Here is a 13,892-nt window from a genome sequence, read left to right as displayed (position 1 = left end):
AGGCGAATGCCAGAAGGGGAATTTGCCGTAGGCCGAGCGAGGCCTCGTGCCGAAGCGTAGCGGTAAGTCGCTGTTATGCGCTGGCGGAAATAATAAACTCAAATCCAATTTTCTAAATTTAAGTTTGGAACTCTTATAAATTCTTTTGTATTATTCGAAACCAGGATTAAGTTTCTAGAAATTGCTTGAGCAGCAATTTGAAGGTCGTATGGTCCGATAATCTTTCCAGTTTTTTCTAATGTGGCTCTAATGTATCCATAAATTTCTGCATCAGAATCTGTAAACGGTATAATGTCAAAGGCAGAAAGAAATTTAATTAGTGTAGTTTTGTTTTTCTCATAATCTTTACTCTTAGCTGCACCGAATTCTAATTCAGCTACAGTAATAGAGGAGATTTTAATTTGATATGGATCTATTGATTTTATTTTTTGAACAACGGTTTCGGGATTATTTTTAATTGAGTAAATGCAAATGTTAGTATCAATCAGATACATTAAAAATCTTCTCTGATTTGATCTTCGGGTTGAGATCTTCCTTCCGACATGAAGTCATCAGTAAACTCACTCAGACTTTCTTCAAAAGCTTTCCAAGGGTCATTTTTCGGAAATAGAAAAAGTGTATTTCCGACTTTCTGTATATATAACTCTTTCTCTGATATTTGAAATTCCTTTGGAATACGAACTGCCTGGCTATTTCCACTTATGAAGACTTTTGAAGCATGTGCCATGTTGTATATACTCGGGTATATACAAAAAATGTCAATTTATATTTTCTTTATGAAAATCTCTTTCCGCTTGCGCATAACGAACTAGACTTACCGAAGTTCCCCGACCCTGAGTCCCGCCGGGACGTTAGGGACTGGCATGTAGCTTGCGTAAGCAAGGCGAATGCCAGAAGGGGAATTTGGCGCAGCCCGAGCGAGGGCTTGTCCCGAAGCGTAGCGGTAAGTCGCTGTTATGCGACGTTTTTTAATTATAAAATCTATTTGGTGTTTAATAATTAGAGTATTTTTTGTATATTTAGATAAAAAGCTGAATAAAATATTATAAAAGAATGAATATTGATTAAAGTAATCCACATGATCTAACATAATTAGCATTTAGAGATTCTAGATTTCCGCATGTATCTTTATTTTGTAAACAAATAGAATATAGTAATTGTGAGTCTGTGCATGCTTTACTGGTTTTCTTATCATTTGATTCTCCACAATTTATAGAAATTATAAAGCAAAGTAAAAGAGTAACTTTAGTTGATTGTATCATTTAAGCCTTTTTGAGAATTTTTTTTTTAATAATGTATTAATTTATATACTGTTCTATATTTTGGTAGAGTTTTCCTGAATTGGACTTGTTCTACGTAAAAAAATTGAAGAGTGTTTTTTTTGTTTATTCGAAATTTGGAATGGGTTCAATATAGTTACAATGCTTTTTTTATTCAATATTTTTGGATCAGAGAATGTTATTTTTATGAAAAAAAGAAAATAAAATCTAAATCCATTTTGAAGTATATTTGAATTAACCGATTTAAATTAACGAAATTTTAGTCAAAAATTACACTCTTATATATTTTGAAAATCCATTTTAAAAAATGTCGCATAACGAAGTAGGCTTCCCGAAGTTTCCCGCCCTGAGCCTCGTAGAGGCGTTAGGAGTAGCGGGAAATTTGCCGTAGGCCGAGCAAGGGCGCAAGTCCCGCAGCGAAGCGTGAAGCCGCTGTTAATTGCAGTTTCTGAAAGTGAAGAAGAGATTTTTCTAGAAAGGAAAGAATTGAACTGATGAAATTCTCTTTTTCTTCGTTTCTTGCTTTTTTCTTAAGTCTCATATTCTTTCCTTTCTTATTACCGTAAATCTTGTTTTCCGCTTAAAATCCCAAGTAAGGCAAACGCAAGTGTATTCAATTGCACAATCGTATTTGAAAAAGCGTAAAAGATTAGAAAGACAATGTTAAGGGAAAAAGCTTTCGACAATTTCTTTGTAATTATCTTCTTTCTTAATTTCTTTTTGTCTTTCTCTTACTTTATTTCTTATTCACTACTTAGATTAATTAAGCGGAAAACTCTTTTTTCTTCATTCTTCCACTTAATTTTTCGGAAATTGCAATTAACGAACTAGGGGAGACGACGTTTCCCGACCCTGAGTCCCGTTAACGGGACGTTAGGGACTGGCACGGAGTTTGCGGATGCAAACGAGTGACAGAAGGGAAATGTGGCGCAGCCCAAGCGAGGCCTTGTGCCGAAGCGAAGCGTTTCCCCGATGTTATGCGAAGTATTTGAATTTACTCGTCAAAGTCGTTTTCATAGAATAACAGTGAACCTATTCTTATAACTTTCATAGATTCTCCACTAAACTGTGAATGATAAACTGGTAAATTTAAAATAATCGGTTTTCCCAAATACCTTTCCTTATCTAACTCTTGGTTTTTCCAAAAGCATATATAGTTCCCACCTTCAGCTAATTTCAAACTATCAGAGTGTTTATATTTTTTAATTTTATTTATAGTAAGTTTTAGAATGCCATTTGAAATTTCATATTTACCTGAAAAATAAGCGTATTGAGGTAAATTTTTCATTTCTGATTGGAGATAGGTGAATTGGTTTTCTTTTTTAAAAATAAACCTTGAATTATAGCCACTTCCAACTTTTTCATCAAGATGCCATTTCCCAATTAAATATGCTAAGTTATTTACAGGTTTTTCATTTGATTTGTTTTCAAAGAAAGTTATTCGTTTTACTGTATCCGATTCTATTTCTTTAAACTTTTTAATAATCGTATCTTGATCAGAGATTTTGGGGCTATACCAATATAATTTATTAAAAAAGTCAGCTAGATCTGCAGACTTGAAGATATATCCATATTTTGCAAAATAGAAATTTCTTAATATTTTCAATTGCTCTCTGCTTAAAATAGCAAAATGTATATCAGTTATGTAATGATTTGAAAATGAAGTATCACCTTCTTCCATTTTCTTTACAAAATAAGTTGGATCAAATTCATCATGCAAAAATTGGTTACAGATTTCCAGATTTTCTTCTGAAAAGAGTGAAATTGGAATTAGTAGGAGTAATAATATTCTTTTCATAATTAATTTTCCACTTTTAAAGTTTTTCAAATATTTCGCATAACGAACTAGGGGAGACGACGTTCCTCGTAGCTGAGCCTACGTAGTAGGCGTTAGCGTCGGCGCGCCTTCTTGCGGAGCGAGAAGCGTGACGGAGAGGAATGTGTCGCAGACCGAGCGAGGCCGTAAGTGCCGAAGCGAAGCGTTTCCCCGCTGTTATACGACGTTCTTGAGGTTAATGTATTTACCTTATTAATCTGAAGTGTTTTGCAAAATTTGATTCAAGGTATTTAAATCTTCTTTATTTAAGGAAATAGTCTTCTGAATGTTATTGTTTTGGATATAAAAATCAACATTTTCGATTTTTTGAAAAATGGTATGACTGATTAAATTACTCTCTAGTTCAATTTTGCAAACATATAGATCTCTAATTAAATTTCGTTTATTTTTCATAAAAGGTATGTTTTTAAAATATTGATTATTAATTTTGAGATCAATAGAAGTTGGTAAGGATATATCCATTTCTGTGTAAATTATTTTTGTTTATTTTTTGGAATCGAAAATGAAAAATTATTTGATTCAGTGAGTGTGTCTCCAGTATAAAAAGTTTTATGAATGTAGAAATCATCGTGTTTAGCTTTTTTCTCCGGTCCTCGTAGCATAAAATTACACGAGAACATTGTGAAAATGCTAATTAGAGCAATATCTATTTTTACTTTAAACATTCTTTTTTCTTTTTAAAATTCGAATTTATTATATAGTTTTTTTGAGTTTTCTTCTTTGCATTTGTAATAACTCCAAGTATCAATCAAGCAGAAATCAGGGTTTGCTTGGTTTGTGCAACTTAGAGCAAGCATAGGCTTGTAATAAGATTCGCAGTCGAATGGTTCTCTTTCCGTTTTGCATGAGATTGTTGAGACAATTGAATAGCAGCACAATGATATGATTATTTTACATTTATTCATTTTTAATTTTGATTGGTATATTTTTAGGAATTATGTTTCAAGAATGTCGTATAACGAACTAGCCTTAACGACGTAGGCTGACCCTGAGTCCCGAACGGGACGTTAGGGACTGGAACGACACTTGCGAATGCAAGGGGAGTGCCAGAAGCCTATGTGTCGCAGACCGAGCGAGGCCTTGTGCCGAAGCGAAGCGTTAAGGCGCTGTTATGCGAAGTCTGCTATTTTTCCTTAATTTCTTTTGTTTTGGGATCTAGATGAAATCTTCTTAGCTCGGTGTCGAAGATTATAAATTCATCATCGGTCGTGTTTATAAATTTTAAAATTAATTCAGGTATAGCTTCCATATAATGATTTATATTGATAGTTTCTACCGAAACATTATAATCAATTATTATTCCTGGAATATATATTGGTTCATCAGTAGTGATAGTTAAAGGTATATTTTCTAAATTTTCAACTATTCTTTTTTTTCCTGGATTATTGAAATCAGCCTCTTTCTGTGCTCTTTCGTAAGCATAATCTACAAGTTGTTGTTTTTTTTCTGGAAGATTGATATAAATTTTATCTTTTTTTGAAAGATAATTGATGTTAATTCTTGATTGTTCTAATTTTTTTAGTAATTTAGATTCTTCTTCTCCTTCTCTGGTTGCTATAGTAAGAGCTAGTTGTTCAATGGAAGTTATTATGAAATTCAATTCAACTGTATTTGTTCGGTTCTGAAAATCCTCTTTATTTGGTGTTTGTAGTAATGCTAATGAAATACCTTTAGATTTTGCATACTTCTTAGCATTTTCGGAAAAACCTTTCGTTGTTAAAATTATTCCTTTTTTAACTTTAAGATCATCCATAACAGCAAAGAAATTTCTAGCTATAGGAAGATCTACATTTGAATCTAAATCTTTGCATTCGATTAGTATCCTTTCCTTTTTTCCTTTATTTTCTATTAATACATCAATTTGATGTGGCACATCTGATTCGTCTGAAATTAACTTAAGATCGTGAATAATAATCTTTGCTTCATCTATAGATTTAAATACAACAGCTGCGAGAATTTCATATCTAGTTCCTGATTTATTACTTAGAATGTTGTAATATTTATCATGCAATTCATCATATTTTGATTTTTCCATTTTTATATCCTTTTTAGCAGATTTCGCATAACGAACAAGGCTTACTGAAGTTGTCCGACCCTGAGTCCCGGAAACGGGACGTTAGGGACTGGCACGTAGTTTGCTGATGCAAACGAGTGACAGGAGGACAATTTGGCGCAGCCCAAGCGAGGGCTCGTCCCGAAGCGAAGCAGTAAGCCGCTGTTAAGCGATGTAGCGCCTTAGCCCATAGTTCGGAATAATTCTATTTCCCTTTTCTACAATTTCTTCTAAAATAAATGCTTTTAATTTGAAAATTTCATTTGTAACTTCAGTGTTGTCTCTTTTCGAACGAAAAGGTATAAACTGATGATTATAGTTAGGCATTAATTTCATTAAATTTTCTAATCCAATACCATTGTATTTTTTGCAACTAGGATTTTTGAAGAAGACTTTAAATACTTTTCCAAAATTCCAACCTAAGTCAGTTAAATGTAAATAATTTATATTATGTAATCCTCTTAGGTTAGTTAGGAATACGAGATCAACATTTTCAAAATACTTAGGTTCTCTATAAGAAAAGGGAGTAAAAAAGCCGGTCGAACAGAATAAATTGTTGTAAAATTCGTTCAAATCATCTTCATCCTCGCAACAAATAATAAGAATATTTATATCATTATCCAGATTAAAATTTTGGAATTTTTCGCTAGCAGATTTTAAATAATCAAATAATTTATCGTCTGTTTTTGACTCTTCTACAACTTTACCTAAATTTTTAAACAAATCTTGCAATGATTTTAGAATTTCTCTTCCTTCCGTTGGGTACCAAGGAAAGCGTGCTGTAGTTTTTAATTGTAAGTAACTTTCTTTTGCTTTTTTTTCTTGGATTGAATAATCTGGACATTTTACTTCAATATTATAAGAATAATTTTCATAACAGAAAGATAACTCCGGATTTTTTTTTCCTCGACGTTTTGGTTCATATTCAAATTTTCCATTTTGTTCACTGAAGTATGCGCAAACACTTAGTTCACAAAGAGCTTGGATTGTTTGGTTGATGTCTTTTTCACCTTTTGCTAATCGTATTTTATCGTTAGTTAATGCTTTGTAATGTTTTTCAGAAATTTTTTGTTTAAATAAATTTAATGTAGAATAAAATTTCTCTAAATATAATGAGTTTTCCGAAAATTTATTTAAACTATGGTTATTATTCATTTTTAAATTGGCGCTATTTCGCATAACGAACTAGGGGAGACGACGTTCCTCGTAGCTGAGCCTTCGTAGAAGGCGTTAGCGTCGGCGCGTCTTCTTGCGGAGCGAGAAGCGTGACGGAGAGGAATGTGGCGCAGCCCAAGCGAGGCCTTGTGCCGAAGCGAAGCGTTTCCCCGCTGTTATACGAAGGTTTGGTATTTAATTTAGAATGTAACGAGCCAAAACTTCATAAGAATTTAATATTCCTTCTTTATTATCCTTATATTTATCTGTTAAGTTGTAATATATTCCATGGTGTAAAAGAATATTAGCATCTGCGGACGCAACTTTTGTATTAGTTTCATAGATTGAATTAGTTACAGAAAGTTTCATAGTAATATCAAATTCTTCAGTAGTAGGTATTAATCCAAATGTATAAAAAGAGATAAATTGAGCTAATTTAGAGTAGTTCATTGGATATAGAAAAATTTCAAGACCTACAATTTTATAAATTTCGACTGTATAGTAAGTAGTCTTTTCTCCTGTTATTGGTTTACTTGATTCTAAAAATACTTTGTTTTTGTTTTCTAATCCCAAAAAAGTATGTCTATTAAAGTAAATTGTTATTTGTTGATCTTCTTTTTTTAATTTATTAAAAATATTAACTATTTCCTGATCAAAAGGTGCATTTATTTTGATTTCGATTATTCGGCTGGATTTAAATTTTTGAAGAATTGAAAATCCTTTTAAATTACTATTGTAATTTGTGCAGTAGGATGAGTGTAAAAATAAATATAATAGAAGTGAGATTTTTTTCATAATTTCCCAAAATTTCGCATAACGAACTAGTGGAGACGACGTTTCTCGTAGCTGAGCCTACGGAGTAGGCGTTAGCGTCGGCGCACTTCTTGCGGAGCGAGAAGCGTGACGGAGAGAAATGTGGCGCAGCCCAAGCGAGGCCTCGTGCCGAAGCGAAGCGTTTCCACGCTGTTATACGAAGTCTGCAAAATTCTACGATTTATTAGTTTAGATGTCTCTGTATAAATTGAAATATTTTTTCAAAATTATTTGTAGTAGTTTTGGATAGCTTTATATTTTTTTTTGAGATTAGTAAATCCTCAATAGAAGTAAAAAAATTTCTTTTTGTAAATTCTTTTGCTTCTGGATATAGACTGTTTATTATTTTCATTTTTTCGGATTCTGTAAATAGATTTTCAGTAGCGAAACCAGTCCATTTGCTGCTAATATCTCTCAGATTAAAGACTGTATCAGCAGTTATTAGTCCAAGCTCAGTTTCATATCTTTTTTTTGCATTTTCTCCAGCGCGGTCTCCATCAAGAATGACAATGAATTTTGTTCCCCAAGCTAAATATAGTTTTATTACTCTGAGTAAGTCGTCTCCATTTCCAGGATAGGGATTGAGAGTATATTTGTTCTTCAGAATTATTTCATTAATATATCTCATGCAGTAATAATCATACTTTCCTTCGAAAATTGTAAGTTTTGGAACTATTTCTAGTTTACTTGGTTGATAATCTAATGCATCAAGAATTGGTTGGAAGTAAGTAGATTGATTAGGATAGTTTGCGACGAATTGGCGATATGGGATTACTGATACATCGGTACTACTTTCATCAAAATCAATTTCATTTTCATAATCCAATGCTTGGTTTTTGATAATGTATGCCCCTGATAACCATGTAGGATCAATTAAATAATGGCTATGTGTTGTGTAGATAAGTTTACAGTTGTCAGCAAGTGCACTAAAAACTTTTAAAAGAATTTTTTGTGCAGTAGAGTGTAGATTGTATGCTGGTTCATCTAGTAGGAAAATTGTCTCTCCTGGATCTTCGTTTCTTACTTTTCTGAATTCTGTAAATAATAGAAACGTAAAAAACCAGCGAAATCCCAAACTACGTTCTCGTATTTGAAATTTATTCGAACCTTCTCTGATTTTTATTTCGAAGTAGCTTCTTCCTTCTTCTTCACCAATTTGCAATTCTATGTCTTTCGATTTTGAATTTGGAAAAATTTGTTTCCAGGCAGAAAAAATTACCTGATTCATTTTCGAAGACATTTTTAGAATTTGTGATTCGAGAGCTTCTTTTGCTTCTACTGAAGATTCTTTTATTTTGAATCTTTCAACTATATGTGTGCCAATTTTTAGATCGCCACCCATATAATCTAATACATCTTGTATAACTTGAAGATAGAATGGCTGACTTTTTTCTTCTTTTGTTTGTGGTCTAACACTTTGTTGTAAATTTTCTTTTCCAATTTCAAGTGTATTATCTAAATATATTTTCTGTGGAATATCAAATAGAAAGTTTGGGTAATAGATTATTACTGGCATTTGTGAAGTTAGATAGTTTTTAATTTCGCTTTCATTTCCATTCGACAGGTCAATTGTTTTGGTTTTTTCTGTTTTTGTTGTTATATCAAATTTTAAATTCCAGTGAATTGAGCTTTGTCCAGGAATTGAGTTTATAAAAGAATGTTCTTTTGTTACAGTAAATATACTTAAATCATCTTTGAGTGTATATCTAAATTGTTTTTCCAAATAATTTGAAAAAGCAATTTTATCCTCATCAGTGAACGCTAAAGTTGCCGTTATTTCTATCGATTCGTTAAAATTATGCTTTTTTGATTTTGGTATGTATTCATGTGTATTTGGACTTTCGTTTTGAGAGAAAAAATGCATTGCTTCTAGTATAGTCGTTTTCCCGCTTTCATTTAAGCCAACTAACGTAAAAATATTAATCTGAGGGTGTCGAGTAAGGTCAATATTGACTAATTTTATTCCCTTGAAATTTTTTATTTTAAAACTGATATATTTCATGTTTTCCTTTTTTTGCAGATTACGTATAACGAACTAGGGGAGACGACGTTCCTCGTAGCTGAGCCTACGGAGTAGGCGTTAGCGTCGGCGCGCTTTTTGCGAGAGCAACAAAGCGTGACGGAGAGGAATGTGGCGCAGCCCAAGCGAGGCCTCGTGCCGAAGCGAAGCGTTTCCCCGCTGTTATACGACGTCATGTTATACTGTATTTATGTATCCGATAGTTGCTTTGAAATTTGGAATCATTACTCTGATTCGACTCAGGAGGTTTTCTTTTTCAGTTGCTTTGTTTATTATTATAATTTTTCTTAATTTCTCTGGATGTACTACTGATAATGTAGACATTAAATCTGTGTCGTAGATATTTAATCCAACTCCCCAAAGGTATAATTCTTCGCAACTGCCAAAGCAATTGTTAAAGACTTGAGTTATAGATTCTAGATATATATCCTTATCTCCTTTTAATAATAATTCTTTTTCCTGTGGTGAAAAAAAAGTTTCATCGATTGAACTAAATGCGTTAAATTCAAAATTTTCCGATAGATATTGAGAAGGCATAAACATTGTTTCCGGATGTAAGATAGAACCATGTAGGTATCCTACATTGCCAAGTGTTTGATCATTCCAAGCCAAGTTATCCCAGTTTAATGTTAAAAAGAGTGTGTCTAAATAATCAATTTTACTTTGGATTAATGAATAGATAAAATCTATTTCAGGCGTAAATTTTATGATATTTAGATTTATAAGTTTGGAAAACTCTTCTGCAAAAAAAGTATTATATTCGTTTAAATTTTTTATTATTTCTATTGAACTTGAATAATCTTTTCCTTTGATTTTATCATTGATTAATTTTGATCTGAAAACTCTTTTTAAGTGAGTTATTAAAATTAGAGCCTCCAGTGTTTTATTTTCCGCAACATATTGTTTTAAATTAATTCTTCCAGATCCAGTTACTAATTCTTTTCTGTTAAAAATATTTTTTATTGGATCCCAGCCATTATATACTGATCCATTACCCGCTATAACTAGTTTCCTAACTCGTAGTTCTTCCAGTTTCATTGACGGTAGCTTTTCTACTGCAATTCTGAAGATATTTTTATAATTGTTAAATTCGATTTTATCCATGATGTCGTATAACGAACTAGCCTTAACGACGTAGGCTGACCCTGAGTCCCAACGGGACGTTAGGGGCTGGAACGACACTTGCGTAAGCAAGGGGAGTGCCAGAAGCCTATGTGTCGCAGACCGAGCGAGGCCTTGTGCCGAAGCGAAGCGTTAAGGCGCTGTTATGCGAAGTAATTTACTTATTAGATTGCGATTCCAGCATAAATTGAAATATATGAAAACTCGCTATTGGGTTTGCTTTCATTTGTAATAACGAATTTTTCAATTATGTATTTAGCAGGTAATCCATTGTAGAATTGAGGATTGAATGTATAATGTTGATTTTTTCTTCCAGAATTCATTATTCCATATTCACATTCAATTCCAACTAATACTCGTCCAAAAACTTCTTTTCTATATCCAAGACCAATAGTTGCAAAAGGTCTGTCAGAGTAGGTGGTTGTTTTCGAATAAGGTTCTATTGTCGTATTAAAGCCTTGAATGGAACGAAAATTTTTATCTTCTTGTTTAAAACCTTTTTCAATTCCTAAATTAGCACTACCATAGAAATTTCCATAGAAAAAATACTGAGATCTTAAGACAAAAAATTCACTTTCTCTTGTTTTAGTGATATCTTGTAGACCAAAACCCATTGGGGAGGAGTTTAAATCTATTTGTGTTTTAGATTTTGGGCTTTCACCTCTACTATATGTAAAACCCAGATAAAAATTTTCATTAAATCCGTATAGAAGAGAGAAAGTTTTATTTTCATTTCTTATTCTAAATGGGTATTCTGTATATTGTGTTGTAGCAAACGGAGTATAATAAATATGAAGATTTTTTCTTTTGAGTAACTCTCTATTGGATTGGCTATCAGCTATTGCTTCTGCATACAATCTAGAATTAAACAAATTTATGGCAATAATTACTAATATTGTAGATATTACATTATTTAACTTTTTCAAATTTTTCCTCTTCAATTTTTTTTAAATTATTTCGCATAACGAACTAGGGGAGACGACGTTCCTCGTAGCTGAGCCTCGCAGAGGCGTTAGCGTCGGCGCGAATCTTGCGAATGCAAGAGACGTGACGGAGAGGAATGTGGCGCAGCCCAAGCGAGGGCTTGTCCCGAAGCGAAGCGTTTCCCCGTTGTTATGCGCAGTAAATTTTGTTAAGAATTAAACTTTCGGGAATTTGTATTGTTCTAGTATTCTTGAGATTAATATATCGTATTTGTCTTTCTATCTGCTAACTAAATTATTTAGATTTAGTTTTTTTTTGTTTATTAGTATAAATTTCTCAAAGGAGTCGAATATGTTTAAATATTAGACTCGTCTTTGATTTTTTTTATTAAATCATTAATTTTCTGACGGTAAATATAATCTTTTTTAGTTTCCATATCGTCAATTTTTTCTCCGACTAACTCTTTCGCATGTTCATTCATATATTTAATTTCTTCGTAGTTTTCGTCGATATAATTTGAACTTAATAATCCAAGGGTTTTAATTCCTACAAAAAAGCCGAGAGCATATTCAGAACTTTTCTCGAATACTTCTTTAAATACCTCTCTTCGATCGAATTTAATTTTATTTAAGTGAAATTGTTTAACTAAATAGATTAAATAGACTCCAATAGTTGATGTATTATTTAAAAACGATTCAATTTCATTTTTTTTAAATTGGGTGTGGATGTTGGTTACTTGATCTTTTTCAGTTACTTGGTTTGATTTAAAATTTTCTAATTTGTTGCTAATTGCTGAAATTTCGCTTTTTGTTAAGTCAAATTTATCCTCTATCATTGTATGTAATGATTTTGTATAGTTATCATAATTGATTATGAGATCTTCATTTTTTTTTGCATAATCTATTGAGGTAAACTGGAGTGAATTTATTAATTTTTCTATATTTTCACTAGTATTTATTAACTGATTATTAATGTTTGAATAGGTAAAGTTCTGGAAAAAGGAATAGATTATTGCAACTACAGCCAGTATTATAGATATGAGTGTACCAGCAAATCCAATGTGGCTTACGATATTGTAATCCTTGTGGAATTCTATTGATGCCATAATTACTGAAATTGAAATTGAGATGAGCAGCCAATAAAACAGATCTTTTTTTGTGATTATTTCTTTTTTATTCATTTTTTACCTTTAATTTTAATTTATTGCGCATAACGAAGTAGGCTTCCCGAAGTTTCCCGCCCTGAGCCTCTTTAGAGGCGTTAGGAGTAGCGGGAAATTTGCCGTAGGCCGAGCAAGGGCGTAAGTCCCGCAGCGAAGCGAGAAGCCGCTGTTAATTGCAGTTTCTGAAATTAAAGAAGAGATTTTAGCAGAAAGGAAAGAATTGAACTGATGAATTTCTCTTTTTCTTCGTTTCTTGCTTTTTTCTTAAGTCTCTTATTCTTTCCTTTCTTAATACCGTAAATCTTGTTTTCCGCTTAAAATCCCAAGTAAGGTAAGCGCAGATGTATTCAATTGCACAATCGTATTTGAGAAAGCGTAAAAGATTAGAAAGACAATGTTAAGGGAAAAAGCTTTCGACAATTTCTTTGTAATTATCTTCTTTCTTAATTTCTTTTTGTCTTTCTCTTACTTTATTTCTTATTCACTACTTAGATTAATTAAGCGGAAAACTCTTTTTTCTTCATTCTTCCACTTAATTTTTCGGAAATTGCAATTAACGAAATAGTGGAGACGACGTTTCCCGACCCTGAGTCCCGGAACGGGACGTTAGGGACTGGTCACGTAGCTTGCATATGCAAGCGAGTGCCAGAAGGGAAATGTGCCGCAGGCCAAGCGAGGCCTCGTGCCGAAGCGAAGCGTTTCCGCGCTGTTATGCGAAGTTTCCTGTGTAAACGTATCTTTTAGTATAAGTTTTGATTTTGTTTTTCATTAGGTTGGTTTTATATTTCTTAGAATTTTATTTAGTGCTATAAATAAGGTTTGTATTGAAACTTTCTAAATAGCAGTTTAAGTAATCTCTATTCCTACATTTAAAACTGAACCAAGTATTCTCATGTGATTCGAAGGTTTCTAATTTTATGTTTTGAAAGTATAGGTTAACCATATATTCAGAGTTTGTGCCAACGTCTTTTCCAAAATCCAAATATTTGGAATTATTTACTATATAGTGAGGTGAATATGTTTTATATTTAAACTCAGTTAGGTCTATAATTGCTTTTTCTAATTTTTGATCATCAAATATTAGGTCACAAACATCGGTGTTTATAGAATGCTCTCTATATTCTTTGTCTTTGTAAAAGAAAAATACTATTGAAGCTTCACCAAGCGAAAAATAGAAGCTATTGCCAAGCAAAGCTTTGAATGAGTTGCAATCTTTTGATTTAAGAATTTCAATGAGTTTGGTAAAACGCTCTGGATTTTGTATTGTATTTTCTATATCAATAATTTGATTAGGTTGGTCAGAATTTCTATTTTCTGTATTTGGAATGTTTGAGCAGTGTAAATAAGAGAATAAACACAGAACAATTAGCTTCTTTTGTTTAATATTTAAGATTAGCATTTTCAATACTCCTTTGGTGTATATTTTTAAGGAAATTTCGCATAACGAATTAGTGGAGACGACGTTTCCCGACCCTGAGTCCCGAACGGGACGTTAGGGACTGGCACGGAGTTTGCGGATGCAAACG

At 32.5% G+C, this 13,892-nt stretch carries 12 protein-coding genes; all 12 read right to left on the bottom strand.

Annotated elements, in window-relative coordinates:
- Positions 1–98: 98 nt before the first annotated feature.
- Positions 99–494 (bottom strand): type II toxin-antitoxin system tRNA(fMet)-specific endonuclease VapC, encoded by a 396-nt coding sequence (vapC, locus tag JWG41_RS02980; RefSeq protein ID WP_205268479.1) that lies wholly within the window; start codon positions 492–494, stop codon positions 99–101.
- Positions 494–727: a type II toxin-antitoxin system antitoxin VapB gene (gene vapB / locus JWG41_RS02975; protein ID WP_205268478.1), complete on the bottom strand. Its 234-nt coding sequence runs from the start codon at positions 725–727 to the stop codon at positions 494–496. The genes vapC and vapB overlap by 1 nt, the downstream gene beginning before the upstream one ends.
- A 917-nt stretch (positions 728–1,644) precedes the next feature.
- The gene (locus tag JWG41_RS02970; protein WP_205268477.1) at positions 1,645–1,821 is read right to left on the bottom strand and encodes a hypothetical protein; all 177 of its coding nucleotides are present in this window, start codon (positions 1,819–1,821) and stop codon (positions 1,645–1,647) included.
- Between the two features lie 453 nt (positions 1,822–2,274).
- Positions 2,275–3,078 (bottom strand): YARHG domain-containing protein, encoded by an 804-nt coding sequence (locus tag JWG41_RS02965; protein ID WP_205268476.1) that lies wholly within the window; start codon positions 3,076–3,078, stop codon positions 2,275–2,277.
- Between the two features lie 1,162 nt (positions 3,079–4,240).
- Positions 4,241–5,152, bottom strand: coding sequence for a restriction endonuclease (locus JWG41_RS02960; RefSeq protein ID WP_205268475.1), 912 nt, complete (start codon positions 5,150–5,152; stop codon positions 4,241–4,243).
- A gap of 183 nt (positions 5,153–5,335) precedes the next feature.
- Positions 5,336–6,325, bottom strand: a complete 990-nt coding sequence (locus JWG41_RS02955; protein ID WP_205268474.1) for a hypothetical protein — start codon at positions 6,323–6,325, stop codon at positions 5,336–5,338.
- Between the two features lie 195 nt (positions 6,326–6,520).
- Complete coding sequence (locus JWG41_RS02950) at positions 6,521–7,120, bottom strand: hypothetical protein (RefSeq protein ID WP_205268473.1); 600 nt, start codon at positions 7,118–7,120, stop codon at positions 6,521–6,523.
- A 202-nt stretch (positions 7,121–7,322) separates the two neighbouring features.
- On the bottom strand, positions 7,323–9,140 hold the full coding sequence (locus JWG41_RS02945) for an AAA family ATPase (protein WP_205268472.1): 1,818 nt from the start codon (positions 9,138–9,140) through the stop codon (positions 7,323–7,325).
- Between the two features lie 195 nt (positions 9,141–9,335).
- Positions 9,336–10,196 carry a hypothetical protein gene (locus JWG41_RS02940; RefSeq protein WP_205268471.1) on the bottom strand — a complete coding sequence of 287 codons (861 nt, stop codon included), beginning with the start codon at positions 10,194–10,196 and terminating at the stop codon, positions 9,336–9,338.
- A gap of 248 nt (positions 10,197–10,444) precedes the next feature.
- Positions 10,445–11,206 carry a hypothetical protein gene (locus JWG41_RS02935; protein WP_205268470.1) on the bottom strand — a complete coding sequence of 254 codons (762 nt, stop codon included), beginning with the start codon at positions 11,204–11,206 and terminating at the stop codon, positions 10,445–10,447.
- Between the two features lie 353 nt (positions 11,207–11,559).
- Positions 11,560–12,384 (bottom strand): hypothetical protein, encoded by an 825-nt coding sequence (locus tag JWG41_RS02930; protein ID WP_205268469.1) that lies wholly within the window; start codon positions 12,382–12,384, stop codon positions 11,560–11,562.
- Positions 12,385–13,162: 778 nt separating this feature from the next.
- A complete protein-coding gene (locus JWG41_RS02925; protein WP_205268468.1) occupies positions 13,163–13,765 on the bottom strand; it encodes a hypothetical protein in 603 nt (200 codons plus the stop codon).
- Positions 13,766–13,892 lie beyond the last annotated feature (127 nt).

Source organism: Leptospira chreensis (assembly GCF_016919165.1).
In the GTDB taxonomy this organism is placed as follows: domain Bacteria; phylum Spirochaetota; class Leptospiria; order Leptospirales; family Leptospiraceae; genus Leptospira_A; species Leptospira_A chreensis.
This window is presented reverse-complemented; position numbering and strand designations above follow the sequence as displayed.